The sequence below is a fragment of the Flexivirga sp. G2 genome (assembly GCF_055397625.1).
On the sequence record NZ_AP039675.1, the window covers coordinates 2,784,334 to 2,806,898 of the forward strand.

Annotated in this window: 23 protein-coding genes; 2 read left to right on the forward strand and 21 right to left on the reverse strand. The window is 69.3% G+C overall.

Features of this window, described 5'->3' with window-relative positions; genetic code table 11:
* Nucleotides 1-20: 20 nt before the first annotated feature.
* The 11 genes from rpe to mihF form a co-directional block, all read right to left on the reverse strand.
* Nucleotides 21-680, reverse strand: coding sequence for a ribulose-phosphate 3-epimerase (gene rpe, locus ACZ50J_RS13525; RefSeq protein ID WP_464297675.1), 660 nt, complete (start codon nucleotides 678-680; stop codon nucleotides 21-23).
* 42 nt (nucleotides 681-722) lie between these two features.
* Entirely contained in the window at nucleotides 723-2,246 is a 1,524-nt protein-coding gene (locus ACZ50J_RS13530; RefSeq protein ID WP_464297676.1) for an RsmB/NOP family class I SAM-dependent RNA methyltransferase, read from the reverse strand.
* A complete protein-coding gene (gene fmt, locus ACZ50J_RS13535; protein ID WP_464297677.1) occupies nucleotides 2,243-3,172 on the reverse strand; it encodes a methionyl-tRNA formyltransferase in 930 nt (309 codons plus the stop codon). Before fmt ends, ACZ50J_RS13530 begins: the two co-directional genes overlap by 4 nt.
* 1 nt (nucleotide 3,173) lies before the next feature.
* Nucleotides 3,174-3,719, reverse strand: coding sequence for a peptide deformylase (def, locus tag ACZ50J_RS13540; RefSeq protein WP_464297678.1), 546 nt, complete (start codon nucleotides 3,717-3,719; stop codon nucleotides 3,174-3,176).
* Nucleotides 3,720-3,728: 9 nt separating this feature from the next.
* Nucleotides 3,729-4,412, reverse strand: a complete 684-nt coding sequence (locus ACZ50J_RS13545) for an HAD family hydrolase (protein ID WP_464297679.1) — start codon at nucleotides 4,410-4,412, stop codon at nucleotides 3,729-3,731.
* A gap of 47 nt (nucleotides 4,413-4,459) precedes the next feature.
* The gene (locus tag ACZ50J_RS13550; RefSeq protein WP_464297680.1) at nucleotides 4,460-6,592 is read right to left on the reverse strand and encodes a primosomal protein N'; all 2,133 of its coding nucleotides are present in this window, start codon (nucleotides 6,590-6,592) and stop codon (nucleotides 4,460-4,462) included.
* Between the two features lie 117 nt (nucleotides 6,593-6,709).
* The gene (metK, locus tag ACZ50J_RS13555) at nucleotides 6,710-7,927 is read right to left on the reverse strand and encodes a methionine adenosyltransferase (RefSeq protein WP_464297681.1); all 1,218 of its coding nucleotides are present in this window, start codon (nucleotides 7,925-7,927) and stop codon (nucleotides 6,710-6,712) included.
* A gap of 66 nt (nucleotides 7,928-7,993) precedes the next feature.
* Entirely contained in the window at nucleotides 7,994-9,226 is a 1,233-nt protein-coding gene (gene coaBC / locus ACZ50J_RS13560) for a bifunctional phosphopantothenoylcysteine decarboxylase/phosphopantothenate--cysteine ligase CoaBC (RefSeq protein WP_464297682.1), read from the reverse strand.
* Nucleotides 9,227-9,235: 9 nt separating this feature from the next.
* Nucleotides 9,236-9,499, reverse strand: a complete 264-nt coding sequence (gene rpoZ / locus ACZ50J_RS13565; protein WP_382404021.1) for a DNA-directed RNA polymerase subunit omega — start codon at nucleotides 9,497-9,499, stop codon at nucleotides 9,236-9,238.
* 65 nt (nucleotides 9,500-9,564) lie between these two features.
* Nucleotides 9,565-10,167 carry a guanylate kinase gene (gmk, locus tag ACZ50J_RS13570; RefSeq protein ID WP_464297683.1) on the reverse strand — a complete coding sequence of 201 codons (603 nt, stop codon included), beginning with the start codon at nucleotides 10,165-10,167 and terminating at the stop codon, nucleotides 9,565-9,567.
* Nucleotides 10,164-10,490: an integration host factor, actinobacterial type gene (gene mihF, locus ACZ50J_RS13575; RefSeq protein WP_464297684.1), complete on the reverse strand. Its 327-nt coding sequence runs from the start codon at nucleotides 10,488-10,490 to the stop codon at nucleotides 10,164-10,166. Before mihF ends, gmk begins: the two co-directional genes overlap by 4 nt.
* A 176-nt stretch (nucleotides 10,491-10,666) precedes the next feature.
* Here mihF and ACZ50J_RS13580 point away from each other — a divergent pair, with 176 nt between their 5' ends.
* Together ACZ50J_RS13580 and ACZ50J_RS13585 are read left to right on the forward strand one after the other, a co-directional pair.
* Nucleotides 10,667-10,924, forward strand: a complete 258-nt coding sequence (locus ACZ50J_RS13580; protein WP_464297685.1) for a hypothetical protein — start codon at nucleotides 10,667-10,669, stop codon at nucleotides 10,922-10,924.
* 5 nt (nucleotides 10,925-10,929) lie between these two features.
* Nucleotides 10,930-11,622: a DNA alkylation repair protein gene (locus ACZ50J_RS13585; RefSeq protein WP_464297686.1), complete on the forward strand. Its 693-nt coding sequence runs from the start codon at nucleotides 10,930-10,932 to the stop codon at nucleotides 11,620-11,622.
* 3 nt (nucleotides 11,623-11,625) lie between these two features.
* Here the strand turns inward: ACZ50J_RS13585 and pyrF are convergent, their stop codons facing one another.
* From pyrF to ACZ50J_RS13635, 10 genes are all read right to left on the reverse strand, one after another.
* Nucleotides 11,626-12,507, reverse strand: a complete 882-nt coding sequence (pyrF, locus tag ACZ50J_RS13590) for an orotidine-5'-phosphate decarboxylase (protein ID WP_464297687.1) — start codon at nucleotides 12,505-12,507, stop codon at nucleotides 11,626-11,628.
* Nucleotides 12,508-12,522: 15 nt separating this feature from the next.
* A complete protein-coding gene (carB, locus tag ACZ50J_RS13595; RefSeq protein WP_464297688.1) occupies nucleotides 12,523-15,834 on the reverse strand; it encodes a carbamoyl-phosphate synthase large subunit in 3,312 nt (1,103 codons plus the stop codon).
* The gene (gene carA / locus ACZ50J_RS13600; RefSeq protein WP_464297689.1) at nucleotides 15,834-17,108 is read right to left on the reverse strand and encodes a glutamine-hydrolyzing carbamoyl-phosphate synthase small subunit; all 1,275 of its coding nucleotides are present in this window, start codon (nucleotides 17,106-17,108) and stop codon (nucleotides 15,834-15,836) included. Before carA ends, carB begins: the two co-directional genes overlap by 1 nt.
* Entirely contained in the window at nucleotides 17,105-18,409 is a 1,305-nt protein-coding gene (locus ACZ50J_RS13605; RefSeq protein WP_464297690.1) for a dihydroorotase, read from the reverse strand. The genes carA and ACZ50J_RS13605 overlap by 4 nt, the downstream gene beginning before the upstream one ends.
* A complete protein-coding gene (locus tag ACZ50J_RS13610; RefSeq protein WP_464297691.1) occupies nucleotides 18,406-19,335 on the reverse strand; it encodes an aspartate carbamoyltransferase catalytic subunit in 930 nt (309 codons plus the stop codon). The genes ACZ50J_RS13605 and ACZ50J_RS13610 overlap by 4 nt, the downstream gene beginning before the upstream one ends.
* Nucleotides 19,332-19,925 (reverse strand): bifunctional pyr operon transcriptional regulator/uracil phosphoribosyltransferase PyrR, encoded by a 594-nt coding sequence (gene pyrR / locus ACZ50J_RS13615; RefSeq protein WP_464297692.1) that lies wholly within the window; start codon nucleotides 19,923-19,925, stop codon nucleotides 19,332-19,334. The genes ACZ50J_RS13610 and pyrR overlap by 4 nt, the downstream gene beginning before the upstream one ends.
* Nucleotides 19,926-20,035: 110 nt before the next feature.
* Nucleotides 20,036-20,776 (reverse strand): acetyltransferase domain-containing protein, encoded by a 741-nt coding sequence (locus ACZ50J_RS13620; RefSeq protein ID WP_464297693.1) that lies wholly within the window; start codon nucleotides 20,774-20,776, stop codon nucleotides 20,036-20,038.
* Between the two features lie 65 nt (nucleotides 20,777-20,841).
* Nucleotides 20,842-21,291: a transcription antitermination factor NusB gene (gene nusB / locus ACZ50J_RS13625; protein ID WP_464297694.1), complete on the reverse strand. Its 450-nt coding sequence runs from the start codon at nucleotides 21,289-21,291 to the stop codon at nucleotides 20,842-20,844.
* 2 nt (nucleotides 21,292-21,293) lie between these two features.
* Nucleotides 21,294-21,854, reverse strand: coding sequence for an elongation factor P (gene efp / locus ACZ50J_RS13630; RefSeq protein WP_464297695.1), 561 nt, complete (start codon nucleotides 21,852-21,854; stop codon nucleotides 21,294-21,296).
* A 151-nt stretch (nucleotides 21,855-22,005) separates the two neighbouring features.
* Nucleotides 22,006-22,518: an O-acetyl-ADP-ribose deacetylase gene (locus tag ACZ50J_RS13635; protein ID WP_464297696.1), complete on the reverse strand. Its 513-nt coding sequence runs from the start codon at nucleotides 22,516-22,518 to the stop codon at nucleotides 22,006-22,008.
* Between the last annotated feature and the right edge of the window lie 47 nt (nucleotides 22,519-22,565).

Sequence of the window (22,565 nt, forward strand, 5' to 3'; positions counted from 1 at the left end):
TGTGCACGCGCCCCGTTCGCTCAGCCGTGCACGCAGGACGTCGCGAGCTCGCGCAACTCCTTGATGGCCGCCGCCGCGTCGTCGGCGCCGTACACCGCTGAGCCTGCAACGAATACGTCCGCTCCTGCTTCGGCGCACTGCTCGATCGTCGACGACGAGACACCACCGTCGACCTGGATCCGGATCTCTCCCCCGCGCCGCTTGATCGCCTCCCGCACCTCGCGCACCTTCGGCATCTGGTCGGCCATGAAGCTCTGCCCGCCGAAGCCGGGTTCGACGGTCATCACCAGCACCATGTCGACCACCTCGAGCAGTTCCTCGTAGGGCGCGAACGCGGTGCCGGGCTTCAGCGCCATACAGGCTCGGGCGCCGGCGGCGTGCAGGTCCTTGGCGAGAGCCCGGGGGTCCCGCACGGCCTCGATGTGGAAGGTGACGCTGTCGGCGCCCGCTTCCGCGTAGGCAGGAGCCCAGCGGTCGGGGTCGTCGATCATCAGGTGGCAGTCCAACGGGATCGGCGTCACGCGTTGCAACGCCTCGACCACCGGCAGGCCCAGCGTCAGATTGGGGACGAAGTGGTAGTCCATGACATCGACATGGGCCGAGTCGGCGGTCGCGATGCGTTGCAGGTCGCGCTCGAGATTGGCGAAATCCGCCGACAGGATGCTCGGTGCGATCTGCACGCTTCCTCCACGTTCTTGACGTACGAAATTCATTGCGGTTGTTCAGCTCTCGTCCTTGGCCGTCTTGCGCAGCAAAGCGAAGAACATCGCGTCCGTGCCGTGCACGTGCGGCCAGAGCTGCACCATCGGCCGGTCGCCGAGCTGCTCGATCTGGGCACCCGCCGCATCACGGAAGAGCGGGCGCGCGTCCTCGACGGTGACGTCGTCGCGTCCGCTGGTCACCGCGTGGACGACGGCCGTCGTCTCGGCCACATGCGGGCTGCAGGTCACGTACGCAACGACACCGCCGGTGACTGTCGCATCGAGCGCGGAGTTCAACAGCTCGGCCTGTATGGCGGTCAGGTCCGTCACGTCACCGGGTGTGCGACGCCACCGGGCTTCCGGCCGGCGGCGCAGCGCGCCCAGCCCGGTGCACGGTGCATCGACGAGCACCCGCTCGAACGTCTCGGGCTCGTCGGCACCCAGCTCCCGGCCGTCCCCGGTGCCGATCATCACCTCGATCCCGGCGTCCAACGCGGCGCGCAGCGTCCGGCGGACGAGCTCCGTGCGGTGCTCGCTGATCTCGTTGACGAAGAGGGTGACATCCGACTGCTCAGCCGAAAGCGCAGCAAGCAGAGCGGCTTTCCCGCCCGGGCCGGCGCACAGGTCGAGCCAGTCGCGCGGGCCGTCGACCTGCCCCGGTGCGTTCGCCAAGGCCAGCGCGACCAACTGGGAGCCTTCGTCCTGCACGGCGGCCCGCGTCTCGCGCACGGCAGCAATGTCGGCCGGGTCACCGCTGGTCAGGGTGGCCCCGACCGGTGACAACGTCGCCGGCTCCGCACCCGCGTCGACCAGTTCCTGCACGGTCGCGAGTCCGGGGCGTGCCACCAGCGACACGGCGGGCGCCGCGTTGTCGGCCTCCAGCAGCGCGACGAGGGCGGTGTCCAGCTCGGCGTCGTCGGTGATCCCGTCCGAGCGCAGTGCACCGCGCAGCGCGCGCACGATCCATTCCGGGTGCGAGTGCTCCACGGCCAGCGCATCCTCGCGCGGCCGGCCGGCGGTCACCTCCCGGATCCATTCCTCGCGGCTGCGTTCGGTGATCCGGCGCAGCACCGCGTTGACGAATCCCGAGGCGCCCGTGCCGTTCATCTCACGGGCCAGCGCAACGGTCTCCGAGGCCGCCGCGTGCGAGGGCACCCGCATGCCGAGGATCTGATGCGCGCCGAGGCGGAGGGTGTCCAGTACCGGCGGCTCGATCTGCCCGACCGGTCGTCCGGCGGCAAACTCGATGATGGCGTCATACAGACCGCGCATCCGGATGGCGCCATAGGTCAGCTCAGTGGCGAAGGCCGCGTCCCGACCGTGCAGGTCGGCGGCCCGCAGTGCCTTGGGCAGCTCGAGGTTGGCGTAGGCGCCGTCCGCGACGGCGCGGCTGACCTGCCAGGCCACCTTGCGCACCGGGTCGCCGCCGCGACGCCGGTCCGCCGGCCGGGTGGCGGTCTGGTTCTTCCCGCCCACGCGACGGGATGCCGGTCGCTGACGCCCGCGGTCGTCGCGGAAGCCGCCGCTCTGGTGCCCGTCACTCATGTCAGTGTTTCTCCTTCTGCGACGCGTACGCCGCGAGCCCAGTCTGCCGCCGCCATGGCCTTCTTGCCATGCGGCTGCACGGTGTCCAACCGCACCGGCGTGGTGCCGGTGCCGACATACACGGCGCGCTTGGTCGCGACGAGTTCACCGGCGGCCGGGCGTATGTCGTCCGGGACGTCCTGGTCCAGCGTGAGAACCTTCAGCCGGGCATCTCGGAACGTGGTCCACGCGCCCGGTGCCGGCGTGCAGGCGCGCACGCGCCGGCCGATCGCGAATGCCGGCTCCTGCCAAGGGATCTCACCGTCCTCGACGCTGATCTTGGGTGCCATCGACACGCCCTCGTTCGGTTGCGGGACCGGCGTGATCGAGCCGTCGGCGAGCCCGTCGAGAGCGGCCACCAGCAGACCCGCGCCCGCCTCGGCGAGCCGACCGAGAAGATCGCCGCTGGTGTCGGTGCGGCGGATCGTCTCGGTCATCGTGCCCAGCACCGGCCCGGTGTCCATGCCCTCCTCGAGCAGGAAGGCGGTCGCGCCGGTGACCTCGTCACCGTGCAGGATCGCGTGTTGCACCGGCGCAGCCCCTCGCCAGGCCGGCAGCAGCGAGAAGTGCAGGTTGACCCAGCCGTGGCGGGGAACATCGAGCACGGACCGCGGCACCAGGGATCCGTAGGCGACGACCGGGCAGACGTCGGGCTCGAGGGCAGCGAGCTCCTCGGCGAAGCCGGGCTCCTTGGCCGAGCGCGGCTTCAGGACAGGTACGCCGAGCTCCTCGCCCAGCAGGGCGACCGGCGACGGCCGCAGCGACCGACCGCGTCCGGCCCGAGCGTCCGGGCGGGTGACGACACCGACGACCTCATGGGCCGACGCGGCGATCGCGCGCAGGCTCGGCAACGCCACCTCTGGCGTGCCGGCGAAAACCACTCGCATCTCAGGCTCCGTAGGTCGGGTTGGCGTGCGGGCTGTCGCGTATGACGGGGCCGGGCAGGCCGGCCCATTCGGCGTTCCGGATCTCCTTCAGCGCCAGCATGCGCTGCTCCTTGTCGAGCCGGTCGATGAACAGGATCCCGTCCAGGTGGTCGGTTTCATGCTGGATGCAGCGAGCCAGCAGATCGCTGCCCTCCAGAGTGACCGGCTCGCCATACATGTCGAAGCCGCGCGCCACTACCGACAGCGACCGCGGTGTCGGCCAGGAGAACTCCGGGATCGACAGGCAGCCCTCCTCGTCGACCTCGATCTCCCCGGACAGGTCGAGATCCGGGTTGACCAGGTGTCCGAGCTCACCGCCGACGTAGTAGGTGAAGACCCGTAAGCCCACACCCAACTGGGGTGCGGCCAGGCCCGCGCCGGGCGCGTTCATCATCGTGTCGGTCAGGTCCTGCACCAACGTGCGCAGTTCCTTGTCGAAGGTGGTGACCGGCGCCGCCGGTGTTCGCAGGACGGGGTCGCCGTACAAGCGGATCGGAGTGATCGACATACCGCTGCCCTATCGCTGCACCGGCAGGCCGCGCACCAGCAGGTCGGCGCGCAGTTCCTCCGGTGTCGTGAAGGCGATGGCGTCCATGCCGGCCTCGGTGGCGGCCTGCACGTTGGCGAGCTTGTCGTCGATGAAGATGCAGTCGTCGAGGCTGCCCAGGTGGCGGATCCGGTCCTCGAGCTCCTCGAAGATCTCCGGGTCGGGCTTGGCGACGCCCTCCTCGCCGGACACGACGATGTCCTCGAAGAGGTCGAGGAAATCGAAGGTCTCGACCGCGACCGGGAAGGTCTCGGCGGACCAGTTGGTCAGCGCGATCAGCGGGATCTCGGCGGCGTGCAACTGTTTGAGAATCTCCACCGTTCCGTCGATGGCGCCACACATCGACTTCGCGAAATGCTCACGGTAGGAACGGATTTCGTCCGCCAGATGCGGGTATGCCGCAGTGGCCTCCTGCTCGCCGTCGGCGAACGTGCGGCCGGCGTCCTGCTGGTGGTTCCAGGCGCCGAAGTCGAACTCGCCGCTGGTGAGGAACGCGCGGGCACGCTCGTCGCCGACGCCGGCGGCGATCGCCGGATGCGGGTCCCACTCGATGAGCACATTGCCCAGATCGAAGACGACCGCATCGACCGGTGACGGGTTGAGGTCGGGTTCGCCGGAGGTCGTGCCGGTGGTCGCGGTCTGCTGCTGGGTCACCACGCAGAGACTAGCGGCGCCGAGGCCCGCGCCGATTCGTGGGGTGATCAGAGGAGGGCGCCGCTCGGGTCGACCCGGACGGTGACGGTGCCGGGCAGCTTGCGCGCGCTGCGGACGCCCCGTGCCGCGGCGACGGCGCGGGCCACGGCACGCGCGTGCGGCCGTGCCGACCGCAGCAACATGCTGGTGCCGTCGGTGCCGCCCGGAACCGGCATCGGGCCGATGCGCTCGAGCGGCACCGCGTCGTCGAGCAACTGCCGGACGGAGCTGCTGAACGCGTCCAGGTCCGTCACCTCGCCGGTCAACTGCACCATCCAGGAAGCGGGCGGCAGATCCAGCTCCCGACGTGCGGCGAACTCCCGCTCGGCGAAGGTGTCCGGCGCCCAGCGCACGAGCGCCTCGACCGGCGGCAGTGTCACCCCCGACGACACGCCACAGATGACGACCGCACCACCCCGTGACGCCGGACGCGTCAAGGCTGCGGCGGCCGTCCAGCGACGGAACGTCTCCTCCCCGGCGTCCAACGCGGCACGGTCGAGCAACGCCCAGCCGTCGAGCAGCAGCGTTGCGGCATACCCGTCGGCCGCCACCGGTTCGGCTCCCGGCGTCGCGATGACCAACTGCGGCTCGGCACCCACCAAGCCGACGATCTCGCCGGCACCGGACCGCAGCACGGTCGCGCCGGGGAACGCACGACCCAACTCCTCCGCGGTCCGGCGCGCGCCGACCACGGCCGCGTGCAGCCGGGTGCCGTAGCACTCCGGGCAGCGCCAGGGTTCGGCGGCGCGACCGCACCACCGGCATACGGCCGGCGAGGTGGGCGCAGGCAGGCCCATCGGGCCGTGGCAGTGCTCGCAGCGGGCGACCTCCCGGCACTGTCCGCAGCGCAGCGTCGGCAGATAGCCGCGCCGAGGCACCTGGACGAGGACCGGGCCGTCCGCCAACGCCGCACGCGCGGTCGACCAGGCGACGGGCGGCAGATGCGCATGCGCAGCCGCACCCGCGCGCTCCACCTCGCGCTCGTCGCCGGCGACGATCACGCGCGGCACCGAGCCCGGCGCGGTGCGCGCCTGAACCGGCCGGACGACACCGTCCTCCAGCCAGCGCTGCACCGGCACCGACCGGGCGAAGCCGCCGAGCAACAGCGCTGCCCTCTCACGAATCGCTCGCAGGCGCAACACTTCTCGCGTCTGCGGGTATGGCGAGCGCGGCTCCGCGAGCAGGTCGTCGCCGTCGTCCCAGCAGGCGAGCAGGCCGAGGTCCCGGACCGGCGCCCAGGCGGCCGCCCGCGTGCCGATCACGCACCGGACGTGTCCGCGCAGGACCTTCAGCCACGCCGTGTAGCGAGCCTGCGGTCCCTGTTCGGCGGTGAGGCGCACATGGTGCCCCTCCCCCAGTTCCGCGGTCAGCGCGGCGTCGAGCCGATCGAGGTCGCGATGATCCGGGACCACCACCAGCGCACCGCGGCCACCGTGCAGCGTGGCCCGGACGGCCTGAGCCAACGCGGCCGGCCAGTCGGCCGCCGGGTCCACGGTCGGTGCGGCGAGCCAGGACGCCGCCGGGTCGTCGCCGTCGGAGACACGACGGAGGAACGCCTCCCCGGCGGGATACCGCTGCCACGCGGTGGCGGCCGGCGGTTCCGGCTTCTCGAAGTCAGGGGTCGGCTTGGCGTCGAGTGCCTTCTCGGCGGCCGCGTGCCGGGGCGGCACCGCGAGGCGCAGCACGTCGGCCAGCGGTCCGGCGTAGTGATCGGCGACCGCACGGCACGCATCGACCACCGCCGGGGTCAGGACCGGCTCTGGGCTGACGACCCGGCGCAGCGGCGCCAGCTTGCCGGTGTGCTCGGCCTCGGCGACGCGAGCGACGACGAATCCGGAGACGTCCTTGCCGGCGAACCGTGCCTTGATCCGGACACCCGGTTGCGCGTCCGCGGCGAGCTTCTCCGGGACGGTGTATTCGAACGGCCGGTCGAGGTGGGCCAGCCCGACATCGAGCACCACTCGTGCCACCGGCAATGCAACGGTGGATTTCTCCGGCTCGGCCTGCACCCGCTCCTTCGTCACTCGTGGCGCGGCGGCGTGCAACAGGTGCAACTGTTCCGGCGTCGCCGGGCGGGGCGCGCTGTCGTCGGTTTCGGGTGCGTCCGCCGACGGTTCGGTGGGCCGGTCGGACGAACGCATGCCCTTGTTATACGCGATCGCCCGGACAGCGCGGTCGCCCTACCTACGACATACGAAAGCGGCCGGCCATGAAATGAGTTCATGACCGGCCGCCGACGTGTAATCAGAAGGGTCGAATCAACCAATCGCGCGCTTGAGGTCCTCGACCTTGTCGGTGCGCTCCCAGGTGAAGGCGTTCTCGACGCCGTCGGCCTTGGTGCGGCCGAAGTGGCCGTAGGCCGCGGTCGGCTGGTAGATCGGTCGCAGCAGGTCGAGCTCCTCGACGATCGCGGCGGGCCGCAGGTCGAACACGGTGCTGATGGCCTGCTGGATCTTGTCCAGCGGCTTCTTCTCGGTGCCGAAGGTCTCGACGTACAGACCGACCGGCTGCGCCTTGCCGATGGCGTAGGCGACCTGCACCTCGCAGCGCTCCGCGAGTCCGGCCGCGACGACGTTCTTGGCCACCCAGCGCATGGCGTATGCCGCCGAGCGGTCGACCTTCGACGGGTCCTTGCCGGAGAAGGCGCCGCCGCCGTGGCGGGCCATGCCGCCGTAGGTGTCGACGATGATCTTGCGGCCGGTCAGTCCGGCGTCGCCCATCGGGCCACCGATGACGAACTTGCCGGTCGGGTTGATCAGCTTGCGGTAGGAAGAGGTGTCCAGCGTGTTCCCGGTGGCGGCGAGCTCCTCCAGGACCGGCTTGATCACGTGCGTGTCGATGTCCGGCTCGAGCATCCCCTCGAGCGAGATGTTGTCGGCGTGCTGCGTCGACAGGACGACGGTGTCCAGGCTCACGGCCTTCTCACCGTCATACGCGATGGTGACCTGGGTCTTGCCGTCCGGGCGCAGGTAGGCCAGCTCGCCGCTCTTGCGGACGCTGGTCAGTCGCTCGGAGAGCCGGTGTGCCAGGAAGATCGGCAGCGGCATCAGCTCGGCGGTGTCGGAGCACGCGTAGCCGAACATCAGGCCCTGGTCGCCGGCGCCCTGGCTGTCCTTGGCGTCGGTGCCGCCCTCGGCACGGTGCTCGTGCGCGGTGTCGACGCCCTGGGCGATGTCCTGGGACTGCTCACCGATGGAGATCGAGACGCCGCAGGAGGTGCCGTCGAAACCCTTGAGCGAGGAGTCGTAGCCGATGTTCTTGATGGTGTCCCGGACCAGCTTCGCGATCGGGACATAACTGTTCGTCGTCACCTCACCCGCTACGTGCACGAGTCCGGTGGTCACCATCGTCTCGACGGCGACCCGAGACTTCGGGTCGTCCGCGAGCATGGCGTCCAGGATCGCGTCACTGATCTGGTCGCAGATCTTGTCCGGGTGTCCCTCGGTAACCGATTCCGAGGTGAAGAGACGGGCCACAGGTTGCTCCTTATTGGTGTGCAGCGGCTGCTGGCTGGCCCGACCGTTCGGCGGGCCATCCGGAGTCTAAACGGTGTCCAGGTGTTCTTGGACGGCATCCCACACAGCGTGTGCGAGCGTGACCTTGTCGGCCGGCCCGACCTGGGTCTCTGCCGGAATGTCACCGCCGTCGCGCGTCAGGATGTGTATGACGGCCTCGTCCTGGCCGAACGTGACGCCCGGCCCGACCTCGTTGACGACCTGGATGTCGCTGCCCTTGCGGGCGAACTTCGCGCGGGCGAGGTCCATGACGGAGCTGCCTGCGTCACCGGTCTCCGCCGCGAAGCTGACGATGACCGGCCGCGGTGACTCGCCGCGTTCGGCGACCAGCCCCTTGACGATGTCGGGATTCTCGACCAACTGCAGCACCAGATCATCGCCGCCGCCGGTCTTCTTGATCTTGTGATCGGTGTAGGTCGCCGCCCGGTAGTCCGCGGGGGCCGCGGCCATCACGATGGCGTCGGCGTCCTGGCCGGCCTTCATGACGGCTTGCTGCAACTCCAGCGTGGTCTCGACAGGGACCAGGTCCACTCCGGGGGGCACCGGCAGCGCGGCGTTGGCGCTGACCAGGGTGACCTCGGCGCCGCGCTCGGCCGCCACCGCGGCGAGGGCGTAACCCTGCTTGCCGCTGGACCGGTTGCCGATGAAGCGCACCGGGTCGATGGGTTCGTGGGTGCCGCCGGCGGAGACCACCACGCGGCGACCGGCGAGCGGGCCTGCGGTCGCGGCCCGGTCACCCGGCACGAGATCGAGGGCGTATGCCGCGATCTCCTCGGGCTCGCGCAACCGGCCCGGGCCGGTGTCGGCACCGGTGAGTCGACCCGAGTCGGGCTCCATGACGTGTATGCCGCGCTCCCGCAGTGTTGCCACGTTCGCGACGGTCGCGGGGTGCTGCCACATCTCGGTGTGCATGGCCGGGGCCATGACGATCGGGCAGCGTGCGGTCAGCAGGGTGTTGGTGAGCAGATCGTCGGCCAGCCCGTGGGCGGCCTTCGCCAGCAGGTCCGTGGTCGCCGGCGCGACGACGACGAGCTCGGCGGACTTGCCGATCCGCACGTGCGGGACGTCCTCGACATGCGTCCAGACGTCATCGGCGACCGATTTGCCGGACAGCGCCGCCCAGGTCGGAGCGCCGACGAACCGCAGCGCGGCGGCCGTCGGGATCACGGTGACGTCGTGACCTGCTTCGGTGAACCGGCGCAGCAGCAGGCACGCCTTGTAGGCGGCGATGCCCCCGCTGACGCCGAGCACGATGCGCATGGAGGGTTCTTAGGCCTCGACCTTTTCGATGGACAGCAGGCCCTCGTTGATCTCGCGCAGCGACACCGACAGCGGCTTGTCGTTGACCTGGCTCTCGACCAGCGGGCCGACATACTCCAGCAGGCCCTCGGACAGCTGCGAGTAGTAGGCGTTGATCTGCCGCGCACGCTTGGCCGAGTAGATGACCAGCGCGTACTTGGAGTCGGCGACCTTCAGCAGGTCGTCGATCGGCGGGTTGGTGATGCCCTCGGGGGCAGCCTTGGTGCCAGACACGAAGAAAATCTCACTTCTTGTTGGTGGGTGTTTCTGAGGTGTTACCGGGTTGCGCACGGGCGCCATCAGGACGTGGCGCAGATGTGCTGCTGCATCAAGTGTACGAGTTCTTCGGCGGCCCGCTGCACATCGTCGTTCACGATGGTGGTGTCGAACTCCGGTTTCGCGGCGAGTTCGCGCCGCGCGGTCGCCAGCCGGACCTCCCGCTCAGCCTCCCCCTCGGTGCCCCGGCCGACCAGCCGGCGGACGAGCTCGTCCCAGCTGGGTGGCTCCAGGAAGACGAAGTAGGCCTCGGGCAACTGCTCCCGCACCTGGCGCGCGCCCTGCAGGTCGATCTCCAGCAGCGGCAGCTTGCCCTCCTGCGCGGCCCGGGTGACCGGCCCGCGCGGGGTGCCGTAACTGGCGCGCCCGTGCACGACCGCGTGCTCGAGGAACTCGCCCTCGGCCACCATCGCGTCGAAACGCTCCTGGCTGATGAAGTGGTAGTGCTTGCCGTCGATCTCCCCCGGACGCGGGGCACGGGTGGTCGCCGACACCGACAACCAGACCTCCGGGTAGTGCTCTCGAATGTATGCCGACACCGTGCCCTTGCCCACCGCGGTCGGCCCGGCGAGCACGACCAGCGGGGCGCAGTTCTTCGAGCGGCCGTCCGCAGCGTCGGACGTCACGAGTCCCCCGCCTGCTCGAAATGCTGCAGCAGTCGGTGCACCTGGTTGGCACCCAGCCCGCGGACCCGTCGGGTCTCGGCGATGCCGATGTCGGTCATGATCTGCCGGGCGCGCACGCGGCCGACCCCGGGCAGCGACTCCAGCAGCGCGGACACCTTCATCTTGCCGATGACCTCGTTGTCCTTGCCCGCCTCGATGACCTCGCGGAGCGAACCCTGCGCGTACTTCAGCCGGTTCTTCACCTCCGCGCGTTCTCGCCGCGCGGCCGCAGCCTTGGCGAGTGCCTCAGCGCGCTGCTCCGGCGTCAATTGCGGTAGGGCCACGTGTCTTACTCCTGGCGTGTTCAGTGATGAAGAAGTCTCTGCGACGTGCGGAACCCTGATCTACCGCACCCAGCGAACCTAGCGACTCCGCGCGCGGTTCGGCAACGAGGGGTCGCCTCCTCGATCCGATCGTCGGGACCGTATGTCGACGGCGCTGCCCGCCATACGCTGGACCGATGAGCACCGAGACGATCGACACGCGTCCCACCGGCCGGCTCAAGCAGAAGTGGCACGCCCTGAGCCCGACCCAGCAGAGGCTGCTGGTGGTCGCTGCCGCACTCGACACCGCTGCCAAGACTGCGGCGCTCGTCGACCTCTCGCGGCGCCCCGCCGACGGAGTCCGCGGCCCGAAATGGTTGTGGGCCGGCGCACTTCCGCTGGTCAACTCGGCCGGGGTGCTGCCCGCGGCATACTTCCTGTTCGCGCGTCGCTGACTGCGGTGGCCGAGTCGCGCGCCGGGGCACACCTGGTCGGTCGCATCCGCGCCGACCTCACGAACGCGAGCGATCCGGCGCGGGCGCCCGGCATGCAGGCGTACATGAAATCGACGTTGCCGTTCTTCGGCGTGCCGGTGCCGCAGGTGCGCAGGATCACCCGGTCCGTCGCACGAGCTGAACCCGACCTGGACCTCGATGCTCTGGTCGGTGCCGCGCGGGATCTGTTCGACACGGCGACGCACCGCGAGGAGCGGTATGCCGCCCTTGCCCTGCTCGCATTGCCCCGCGCTCGCGGGAGACTCGAACTCGTTCCGTTGCACGAGCACTTCGCCACCACAGGCGCCTGGTGGGACATCGTCGACGAGACGGCGCACCGCATCGCGGACCTGCACGACGAGCACCCTCGCCATACGGCCGAGGTCGTCCGCCGCTGGAGCCGACATGACGACCTGTGGCTGCGACGACTAGCGATCATCAGTCAGCTCGGCCGGCGGGACCGGGTCGACCCGACACTGCTCGCCGACGTCATCGAACCGAACCTCACCGACCGGGACTTCTTCATTCGCAAGGCGATCGGCTGGGCGCTGCGCGATTACGCGCGCACCCGGCCGGACTGGGTGCGGGCGTTCGTCTCCGACCATGACCAGCTCAGCCCGCTGTCCCGCCGCGAGGCCCTGAAGCACCTGTCCGGCTGAGCGTCATACCTGTTGCAGGTTCGCCGCTTCCTGCTGCACCGTGCGTACTGCGGAACGCAGCGCCTCGACGTCGGGCCCCGCGCTCAGGACCGCACGTGACGTCGACGGCAGCACCAGCGGCGACGCAGCGCCGAACCCGCGGCCGATGTCGCCGATGGTCGCACCCTGGGCGCCGAAGCCGGGGGCAAGCAGCGGTGCCCGTGACTCGGCGAGTCGTTCGGCGAGGCCGAGGTCGGCGATGTCCTTGCCGACGGTCGCACCGACGACCATGCCGACGTCACCGAACGTCCCGGCGGCAGCGACAGCGTTCGCGTCGGCGACGTCGTCGATGATCGTGCCGGAGACGGTCTCCTGCTCCCAGACCGCGTGCTGGACCTCGACGCCCTCCGGGTTGGAGGTCATGGCGAGCACGAACACGCCGCGTCCGGCGCGTCGGGCCAGATCGAATGCGGGTGTGAGAGAACCGAATCCGAGGAACGGGCTCACGGTGATCGCGTCCGCACGCAACGGTGAGTCATCACTGAGGTAGGCCTGCGCGTAGGCCGCCATCGTCGACCCGATGTCACCGCGCTTCACGTCGAGCAGGCTCAGCGTCCCTGTCTCCCTCAGTCCGGCGAGCACGTCCTCGAGGACCTCGACACCGGCCGCCCCGAACCGCTCGAAGAACGCACTCTGCGGCTTCACCAGCGAGACGGATCCCCCGAACGCCTCCACCGCGATCTCGGCGAACTCGCGCAGCCCACGCACGGACGTGGGCAGTCCCCACTCCTCCAGCAACGAGTCGTGCGGATCGATGCCGACACAGATCGGCCCGTGCCGATCGACGGCTTCACCCAGTCGAATGCCGAACGGATCCAACTCTGTTCGTTCCTGTCGCTCTCCCACCAGGTCTCCTTCCGGTCAGCCGCGACCGCGGCCGTAGAGGTCGAGCTCTCGTGCATGTGTCTGCAACGGCTTCACCCGGAACGGCCCGGCGAGCTGTGCCTCGATGCCCTGGACAGCCGCAGCCAGTTGTTGGACTGTCGTGATGATCGGCCGGTCCATGCTCGTGGTCGCCGCACGGATGGCGTATCCGTCGGCGCGGGCGCCCTGTCCGGACGGGGTGTTGACCACCATCGCCACGTCCCCCGCCTCGATCCGGTCGACGATCGTGGGTTCGCCGTTCACGCCGGGTCCCTCACTGTGCTTGCGCACCACGTCGGCCTGAATTCCGTTGCGTCGCAACACATCCGCCGTACCCGCGGTGGCCAGGATGCCGAAGCCGAGGTCGGCGAGTCGCTTGACCGGGAAGATCATCGCCCGCTTGTCGCGGTTGGCCACCGAGACGAAGATCGATCCTTCCCGCGGGAGACCGGTCACCGAGCCGAGTTGGCTCTTGGCGAATGCCGAGCCGAAGTCGTCGTCGAAGCCCATGACCTCGCCCGTCGAGCGCATCTCCGGGCCGAGCAGGCTGTCGACGACCTCGCCCTCCTTGGTGCGGAACCGCTTGAACGGCAACACCGCCTCCTTGACCGCGACCGACGACTCGGCGGGCAACATGCCGCCGTCGCCCACGGGCGGCAGCAGTCCGTCCTCACGCAACTGCTGGATCGACTCCCCCAGCATCACCCGGGCCGCCGCCTTGGCCAACGGGACACCGGTCGCCTTGGCGACGAACGGCACCGTCCGGCTCGCCCGCGGGTTGGCCTCGAGTACGTAGAGCGTGTCGTGCGCCAGGGCGTACTGCACGTTGATCAGCCCGCGCACGCCGACACCCTCGGCCAACGCCCGGGTGGACGCGCGGACGCGCTCGATCTCCTCGGCTCCCAATGTCACCGGCGGCAGCGCACAGGCGGAGTCACCGGAGTGGATCCCGGCTTCCTCGATGTGCTCCATGATGCCGCCGAGATACATGTCGGTGCCGTCGAACACCGCGTCGACGTCGATCTCGATCGCGTCGTCCAGGAAGCGGTCGACCAGCACCGGGTGGTCGCTCGAGGCATGGGTGGCGCGGGTGACGTAGTCGTTCAGGGTGGCGTCGTCGTACACGATCTCCATGCCGCGGCCGCCCAGCACGTAGGACGGACGGACCAGCACCGGATAGCCGATCTCGTGTGCGACGGCGAGTGCCTCGTCGACGCTGTATGCCGTGCCGTGCTTCGGCGAGGGCAGGTCCGCCTCCGCCAGCACACGGCCGAACGCGCCACGGTCCTCGGCCAGGTCGATCGCCTCGGGCGAGGTGCCGACGATCGGCACACCCGCATCCTTGAGCGCCTGCGCAAGACCCAGCGGCGTCTGACCACCGAGCTGCACGATGACGCCGGCGACCGGACCGGCTTGCTGCTCGGCGTGCACGACCTCGAGGACGTCCTCCAGTGTCAGCGGCTCGAAGTAGAGCCTGCTGGACGTGTCGTAGTCGGTCGACACCGTCTCCGGGTTGCAGTTGACCATGACCGTGTCGAATCCCTTGTCCTGCAAGGCGAACGACGCGTGGACGCACGAGTAGTCGAACTCGACACCCTGGCCGATCCGGTTCGGGCCGGAGCCGAGGATGAGCACCGCGGGCCGTTCCCGCGGCAGCACTTCGGACTCCTGGTCGTAGCTGGAGTAGTAGTACGGCGTCTGCGCGGCGAACTCCGCAGCGCAGGTGTCGACGGTCTTGTAGACCGGTCGCACACCGAGCGCATAGCGCAGCCCGCGCACGACTGCCTCGGGCATCTCGGCCAGCTGGGCGATCTGCTGGTCCGAGAACCCGTGTCGCTTCGCGAGCTTCAACAGCTCGGGGGTCAGCTGGTCCGCGTCGGCGAGAACGCCGGCCATGGTGTTGATCAGCTGGATCTGGTCGAGGAACCAGGGGTCGATCTTGGTGATGTCGAAGACCTCCTCGACGCTCAGCCCGGCACGAAGCGCCTGCTGCACCAACACGATTCGACCGTCGGTCGGGGTCGCGGCCTGCTCCAGCAGGGCCAGCCCCATCTCACGACTCGGTGCATTGTCCGGGTCCCAGTGGAACACCGAGCCGCTGCGCTCCAAGGAGCGCAGCGCCTTCTGCAGTGCCTCGGTGAAGTTGCGACCGATGGCCATCGCCTCACCCACCGACTTCATGGTCGTCGTGAGAGTCGGGTCCGCCGCCGGGAACTTCTCGAAGGCGAAGCGCGGCACCTTGACCACGACATAGTCGAGCGTCGGCTCGAAGCTGGCCGGCGTCTCCCGAGTGATGTCGTTGGGCACCTCGTCGAGGGTGTAACCGATCGCCATCTTCGCGGCGATCTTCGCGATCGGGAATCCCGTTGCCTTGGAGGCCAATGCGGACGACCGGGACACACGCGGGTTCATCTCGATGACGATGATGCGGCCCGTCTCCGGATCGATCGCGAACTGGATGTTGCAGCCGCCGGTCTCGACCCCGACCTCACGGATGACCGCGATGCCGATGTCGCGCATCTTCTGGTACTCACGGTCCGTGAGCGTCAGCGCGGGAGCCACCGTGATCGAGTCACCGGTGTGCACACCGACCGGGTCGACGTTCTCGATCGAGCAGACGACCACGACGTTGTCGGCGTGGTCGCGCATGACCTCCAGCTCGTACTCCTTCCAGCCCAGGATCGACTCCTCGAGGAGCACCTCGGTGGTCGGGCTGGCGTGCAGTCCGGCGCCGGCGATCCGCCGCAGATCCCGCTCGTCATACGCGAAGCCGGAGCCGAGTCCGCCCATGGTGAACGACGGGCGCACGACCATCGGGTAGCCGAGTTCGCTTGCGGCAGAGATGCATTCGTCCATGGTGTGGCAGATGATCGACTTGGCCGACTCTGCACCACAGCGCTCGACGACGCCCTTGAACCGCTCGCGGTCCTCGCCCAGCTGGATGGCCTCGACACTCGCGCCGATCAGCGGGCAGTTGTACTTCTCGAGCACACCTGCGTCGTGCAACGCGATCGCCGTGTTGAGTGCCGTCTGACCGCCCAGTGTCGCCAGCACGGCGTCCGGGCGTTCCTTGGCGATGATCGTCTCGACGACCTCGGGGGTGATCGGCTCGACGTAGGTCGCGTCCGCGAACTCCGGGTCGGTCATGATCGTCGCCGGGTTCGAGTTGACCAGCACGACGCGCAGGCCCTCTTCGCGCAGCACCCGGCACGCCTGGGTACCCGAGTAGTCGAACTCGCACGCCTGGCCGATGACGATCGGGCCGGACCCGATGACCAGCACGCTCTTGATGTCGTCCCGCTTCGGCATCAGTTGTTCTCCTTCTTCATGCTGGTCGAGTAGGGCGAGCCGGTATCGAGACCACGTTTCGGATCGGTCGCACCCGGTCTCGATACACCTCCCCCGCTGCGCTCCTCCGGCACTCGACCAGCATGCTCCAGCAACTCCGTGAATCGGTCGAAGAGGTATGCCGCATCGTGTGGACCGGCCGCCGCCTCGGGGTGGTATTGGACCGAGAAGGCAGGAATGTCAAGGCATTCCAGGCCTTCGACGACATCGTCGTTCAGGCAGATGTGCGAGACACGCACCCGACCGAACTGCTCGCCTGCCGGCGCCTGCACCGGCTCACCACCGCGCGGCGCGTCGACCGCGAATCCGTGGTTGTGCGCGGTCACCTCGACCTTGCCAGTGGTGCGGTCGAGCACCGGCTGGTTGATGCCACGGTGGCCGTACTTCAGCTTGTAGGTGCCGAATCCGAGTGCGCGGCCGAGCAACTGGTTGCCGAAGCAGATCCCGAAGAACGGGATCTCGGCCGCCAGCACCTGCTGCAGGACCTCGACCTGTGGTGCGGTCGCCGGGTCACCCGGGCCGTTGGAGAAGAACACGCCGTCCGGCTGCACCGCCCGGATCTGCTCGAAGGTGCTGTCTGCGGGCAGCACGTGCACCTCGATGCCACGTTCGGCGAGCAGTTGCGGCGTCATCGCCTTGATGCCGAGGTCAAGGGCAGCAACGGTGAAGCGCCGCTCCCCTTGCGCCGGAACGACATACGGCTCGTCGGTGCTGACCTCGGAGGCCAACTCGGCGCCGGCCATCTGCGGTTGCTCGCGCACCCGCTGGGTCAGTGCCTCGACGGAGTCGGCGGCCCCGGAGAAGATGCCGACCCGCATGGCACCCGCCTCGCGCAGGTGCCGCGTGAGCGCCCGGGTGTCGATGTCGCAGATGCCGACGACACCCTGCTCGGCGAGCTCGTCCTCCAGCGTGCGCTGCGAACGCCAGTTGGACGGTCGCGGGGAGGGGTCGCGCACCACATAGCCGCTCACCCAGATGCGCCGGGACTCCGGATCCTCATCGTTCACACCGGTGTTGCCGATGTGCGGTGCGGTCATCACCACCACCTGCCGGTGGTAGCTGGGGTCGGTCAGCGTCTCCTGGTAGCCGGTCATCCCGGTCGAGAACACCGCTTCGCCGAAGGTCTCACCGATGGCGCCGTACGCCTGGCCGGTGAAGACGGTGCCGTCCTCGAGGACGAGGGTGGCGCGGCCGCGGCCGGTCAACGGGTCGGTGTGAGTTGTCGGGGTCGTCATGCGGATACCTCCTGGTCGAGCAGGGTCGGTCGACCACGCAGCAGCGTGGACTGCACCCGGCCGGTGAGTGTCATGGCGTGCCATGGGTTGTTCCGCGAGAGCGAGCGCGAGGCGGCGCGGTCGACCTCGACCGTTGCCGTCGGGTCGATCAGCGTGAGGTTGGCGGGCTCACCCACGGCGAGCGGACGTCCGTGATCGGTGAGTCCGGCGATGCGCGCCGGAGTGATCGACATCGCAGCCGCGACCTGCTTCCAGCTCATCAGCCCGGTCTGCACCATCGTCGTGTTGACGACCTGGACGGCCTGCTCCAGACCGAGCATGCCGAACGCCGCCTCGGCGAACGCGTGCTCCTTGTCATGCCGGGCGTGCGGCGCATGGTCGGTCGCGACGGCATCGATCGTCCCGTCCGCCAAGGCTTTTCGCAGTTCTGCGATGTCCTCGGCAGGTCGCAACGGCGGGTTGACCTTGTAGGTCGGGTCGTAGCCGGACAGCAACTCGGTCTCCAGCATCAGGTGGTGCGGCGTGACCTCCGCGGTGACCGCGATGCCCTGTGACTTCGCCCAGCGCAACACCTCGACCGAGCCCGCGGTGGAGACGTGGGCAATGTGCACCCGGGAGCCGGTATGCCGGGCCAGCATCACGTCACGGGCGACGATGACCTCTTCGGCAACCCCGGGCCAGCCGGGCAGACCGAGCCGGCCGGACAGCTCGCCCTCGTGGCAGCACGCGCCCGCGTCGGCCAGCCGGGGTTCCTGAGCGTGCTGGGACACGACGCCACCGAAGGTCTTCACGTATTCCAACGCGCGGCGCATCAGTCGCGCGTCGTGCACGCACTTGCCGTCGTCGGAGAAGACCCGCACCGCCGCGCGGCTGCGCGCCATGAGACCCAGCTCGGCGAGTTCCTCACCGGCCAGTCCCTTCGACACGGCCCCGACCGGCTGCACGTCGACCAGCCCGCAGGCGCGGCCGAGCTCGAGCACCCGCTCCGCCGCTTCGGCGGTGTCCGTCACGGGGTTGGTGTTGGCCATCGCGAGCACGGCGGTGAATCCACCGGCGGCCGCGGCGGCCGAACCGGTGGCGACCGTCTCGGCGTCCTCCCGGCCCGGCTCGCGCAGGTGCGTGTGCAGGTCGACGAGTCCGGGCAGGGCGACCAGCCCGTCCGCGTCGATCACCGTGGCGTCGCCCGCGGAGATCGTGCCGACCTCGGCGATCACGCCGTTCTCGACCAGCACGTCCTGCCGCCCGGTGCCGAGCAGGTCGGCGCCCTTGACGAGGTAGCTCTTCAGATCGTTGTCACTCATGCTTGTTCCGCCCCTCCGAGCAGGTGGTAGAGCACGCTCATCCGCACCGCGACACCGGCCGACACCTGGTCGAGGATGAGCGAGCGGGCCTCGTCCGCCGCGTCGGCGGTGATCTCCAGCCCGCGGTTCATCGGCCCCGGGTGGCAGATCACCGCGTGTTCGGGCAGCGCGCGCAGCCGGTCGCGGGTCAGGCCGTAGCCGACCGTGTATTCGCGTGGCGTCGGGAAGAAGCCTCCCGTCATACGCTCCTTCTGAACGCGCAGCATCATCGCGGCGTCCAGTTTCGGGAGGACCTCGTCGAAGTCGTAGCTGTACGAAAAACCTTCCGCCGCAGCCCAGTTCGCGATACCGCTGGGCATCAGCGTCGGCGGCGCAACCAGGGTGACCTCGGCGCCGAGAGTGCGCAGCAGGATCAGGTTGCTGCGCACGACCCGCGAGTGGGTGAGGTCGCCGATAATGCCGATCCGCTTGCCCGCGAGATCGCCGAGACGGGCCTGCATCGTGTAGGCGTCGAGCAGCGCCTGCGTGGGGTGCTCGTGCGTGCCGTCGCCTGCGTTGATGACCGCGGCGTCCACCCAGTCGGTCACCTGCAGTGGTGCACCGCTCGCGTGGTGGCGTATGACGAGAGCGTCCACGCCCATGGCGGCGACGGTCATCGCGGTGTCGCGCAACGACTCGCCCTTGCTCACCGACGAACCCTTCGCCGACACGTTGATGACATCGGCGGACAGCCACTTGCCGGCGATCTCGAAGGACGACCGGGTCCGGGTGGAGTCCTCGAAGAAGAGGTTGACGACCGTGCGGCCGCGCAGCACCGGCAGCTTCTTGACCTCGCGCCGCTGCACGTCATGCATCTGTGCGGCAGTGGTCAGGATCTGCTGGGCGTCGTCGCAGCTGAGGTCCGCCGCGGACAGCAGGTGCTTCATGATGCTCCCCCGTCGGATGTCGCGATGCGAACTTCCTCGACACCGTCCGGGTCGGCCAGTCGCACCCTGACCCGCTCGGACCGGGCGGTGGGGAGGTTCTTGCCGACGTGATCGGCGCGGATCGGCAGCTCGCGGTGGCCCCGGTCGACCAGGACCGCCAGGCGCACGGCGCGCGGTCGGCCGAGGTCGCCCAGGGCGTCGAGTGCGGCGCGGACCGTGCGGCCGGAGTAGAGCACGTCGTCGACGAGGACGACGATCTTTCCGTCGACCCCACCCTCGGGCACGGAGGTCGCGCCGACCGCACGGGTCGGCTGGGTGCGCAGGTCGTCGCGGTACATCGTCGTGTCGAGCGACCCGACGGGCACGTCGGCACCCTCGATCTCGCGCAGCAACGCGACGATCCGGTGTGCCAGTGCCTCGCCGCGGGTCGGGATGCCGAGGACCACCAGATCCTGCACGCCCTTGTTGTGCTCGACGATCTCGTGCGCGATGCGGCGCAGCGCGCGGGCGATGTCGGAAGAATTGAGAACGGTGCGGCCCGGGGCGGAAGCCTCGTCGGGTCCGGGTACAGCAAAGTCAGGACGCTCCATGCGTCGTAGACCTCCTTCGCCGCCTCACGGGACGGAATCGTTAAAGGATGTCGAACGCCGACAAGACTACCGCTGCCGCCGGTGTGGCCCGCACCACGTCCACCTGCCGGTCACGACAGGAGCGAGAGCGCGCCATACAGCAGCGGCTGGTGCAGCACGTAGATCGCGAGCGTATGACGACCCGACGTCGCCAACCAGGACAGTGGTCCCGGCGCGGGTGTCCAAGCCTGCAATCTCGCTACTGTCGTCACTTCCTCGCCGGCAGCCAGGACCCAGCGCATCACGCCGATCCCCAGGAAGGTCAACGCGATCCACGGCAGGACGGGCTGCCAGTCCAGCGACGGCCGGCTGCCGTCCGCGAGACCGGTCCACGAGATCCAGGGTGATCGGCCGGTCAGGTGCACCAGCCACGGCAGCACCAGCGCGATGATCGCGAGCGACCACGGGACCCACCGCGGCGCGCGCACCGTGGGCACGGCGATCACCGACACCAGCGCGATCGCGTGCAGGATGCCGAAGGTGACGACTTCACGGGGTTGGTAGATGGCACTGAACGCGGTGATGACGAGTGCCAGGGCGACGAGTTGCACCTCGCGTCGGCAGAAGGACCGCCACCGGATCCCCCGCCGGTGCGCGAGCACGAGGGAGACGCCGACGAGGAACAGGAAGGATCCGGCGATGACGTGCGCGATGACCTTTCCCGACGGGTGCGCGCTGATCCGCCAGGAGATGAACCCGAGATCGCCCAGGTCCCAGGTGAGGTGGAACGCGACGACCGCCACGATGGCGAGGCCGCGCGCCAGGTCGACGACCGCCCACCGTGTGCTGTGCACGGTCGGGGCGGTCGTCACCAACCCAGTGCGGGGAAGTTCGGTCGTCACGCGACTACGACCCGCCGAGCACCGGATCGGCTCCGTCAGACGAGTGACTGCTTGACGGCGGCGATCTTGTCGAGCAGGCCGTTGACGAACTTCGGCGAGCTGTCGGTCGACAGTTCCTGCGCCAGCTTCACGGCCTCGGAGATCACGACCGGGCTGTCGACACCGTCGGCCCAGACCAGCTCCCAGGTCGCCGCCCGCAGCAACGAGCGGTCGACCGCGGGCATCCGCTCCGGCGGCCAGTCGCTCGTGCTGTAGGTCTGCAGGGCGTCGTTGATCGCGGCCCAGTGATCGACGACACCACGCACGATCTGCACTGTGTAGTCCGGCAGCGGCGTCTGTGTGGTGGGCACGTCGACCCGCTGGTCGACGAGCTCGCGCGCGTTGATCCCGCGCTGCTCGGCCTCGAAGAGCAGGTCGAGCGCCTTCTTGCGTGCCTTGCTGCGGGAGCCGCGGCGGGCGGGTGTGTCGCGGGGGGTTTCCGGCATCGTCAGCTGACGCGGCCCAGGTAGGACCCGTCGCGGGTGTCGACCTTGACCTTGGTGCCCTGCTCGAGGAACAGCGGCACCTGGATCTCGGCACCGGTCTCCAGCGTGGCGGGCTTGGTGCCGCCGGACGAGCGGTCGCCCTGCAGGCCCGGCTCGGTGTGGGTGATCTCGAGGACGACCGAGGCCGGGAGCTCGACATACAGGACCGAACCGTCGTGCTGCGCGACGATGGCTTCCTGGTTCTCCAGCAAGTAGTCGGCGGCCTTGCCCACGGTGGCGGCCGAGATCGGCAGCTGGTCGTAAGTCTTGGTGTCCATGAAGATGTAGTCGGTGCCGTCGTTGTAGAGGTACTGCATGTCGGAACGGTCGACGCTGGCGGTCTCCACCTTGACACCCGCGTTGAAGGTCTTGTCGACGGTCTTGCCGGACAGGACGTTCTTCAGCTTGGTGCGCACGAAGGCCGGGCCCTTGCCGGGCTTCACGTGCTGGAACTCGACCACGGACCACAGCTGGTTGTCGATCTTGAGGACCAGACCGTTCTTCAGGTCGTTGGTGGATGCCACGTTTCGCTCTTCTCTTTCGGATCGACGGACGCCTTCGGCGCTCGAACTACGTATGACGCGCCGCGCCACGGGCTACCTGCATCAGGGCGTGCGGCAGCCGCGTCAGGCGGCGGGAGGACACAAGTCTAGCGGTTCGTCGGTCGCCGCTGGATCACCCGTCCGCCAGCGCGGCCTCGAACGCGGCCAGTGCGTCGACCGAGAAGAGCGCGAAGACGACCTCCTGTACGGCCGCGGTGCTCGTCCGGACCGTGTGTACGGCGATCCGCGCCGCGTCGTCCATCGGCCAGCCGAAGATGCCGGCGGAGACGGCCGGGAACGCCACCGTTCGGGCACCGAGCTCGTCCGCGACCCGCAGCGAGTTGCGATAGCAGTCGGCCAGCAGCGTCGACCGGTCCTCCCGCGTGGTGAAGACGGGCCCGACCGTGTGGATCACCCAGGTAGCGGGCAGTTTCCCGGCGGTCGAGGCCACCGCCTGCCCGGTCGGCATGCCGTTCGGGTAGCGCGACGCCCGCAACTCCCGGCATTCCCGCAGGATCTCCGGTCCGCCCGCACCGTGGATCGCGCCGTCCACGCCCCCGCCACCCAGAAGCGACGAATTTGCAGCATTGACAACGGCATCCACCGCCAATGTGGTGATGTCGGCACGGACCGCGCTCAGCTGCATGTCCCGAACTGTACGCCGGCACCGTCCGAGACCGACCCGCTCGGGCG

Excerpts from the sequence above, each read along its gene's own strand:
- ACZ50J_RS13530 (WP_464297676.1), bottom strand. The coding sequence starts at position 2,246 with ATGAGTGACGGGCACCAGAGCGGCGGCTTCCGCGACGACCGCGGGCGT.
- fmt (WP_464297677.1), bottom strand. The coding sequence starts at position 3,172 with ATGCGAGTGGTTTTCGCCGGCACGCCAGAGGTGGCGTTGCCGAGCCTG.
- ACZ50J_RS13580 (WP_464297685.1), top strand. The coding sequence starts at position 10,667 with ATGAGCACCGAGACGATCGACACGCGTCCCACCGGCCGGCTCAAGCAG.
- carB (WP_464297688.1), bottom strand. The coding sequence starts at position 15,834 with ATGCCGAAGCGGGACGACATCAAGAGCGTGCTGGTCATCGGGTCCGGC.
- coaBC (WP_464297682.1), bottom strand. The coding sequence starts at position 9,226 with ATGCGCATCGTGCTCGGCGTCAGCGGGGGCATCGCCGCCTACAAGGCG.
- ACZ50J_RS13605 (WP_464297690.1), bottom strand. The coding sequence starts at position 18,409 with ATGAGTGACAACGATCTGAAGAGCTACCTCGTCAAGGGCGCCGACCTG.
- carA (WP_464297689.1), bottom strand. The coding sequence starts at position 17,108 with ATGACGACCCCGACAACTCACACCGACCCGTTGACCGGCCGCGGCCGC.
- ACZ50J_RS13550 (WP_464297680.1), bottom strand. The coding sequence starts at position 6,592 with ATGCGTTCGTCCGACCGGCCCACCGAACCGTCGGCGGACGCACCCGAA.
- nusB (WP_464297694.1), bottom strand. The coding sequence starts at position 21,291 with ATGCCGGAAACCCCCCGCGACACACCCGCCCGCCGCGGCTCCCGCAGC.
- ACZ50J_RS13635 (WP_464297696.1), bottom strand. The coding sequence starts at position 22,518 with ATGCAGCTGAGCGCGGTCCGTGCCGACATCACCACATTGGCGGTGGAT.
- def (WP_464297678.1), bottom strand. The coding sequence starts at position 3,719 with ATGTCGATCACTCCGATCCGCTTGTACGGCGACCCCGTCCTGCGAACA.
- ACZ50J_RS13610 (WP_464297691.1), bottom strand. The coding sequence starts at position 19,335 with ATGAAGCACCTGCTGTCCGCGGCGGACCTCAGCTGCGACGACGCCCAG.
- pyrR (WP_464297692.1), bottom strand. The coding sequence starts at position 19,925 with ATGGAGCGTCCTGACTTTGCTGTACCCGGACCCGACGAGGCTTCCGCC.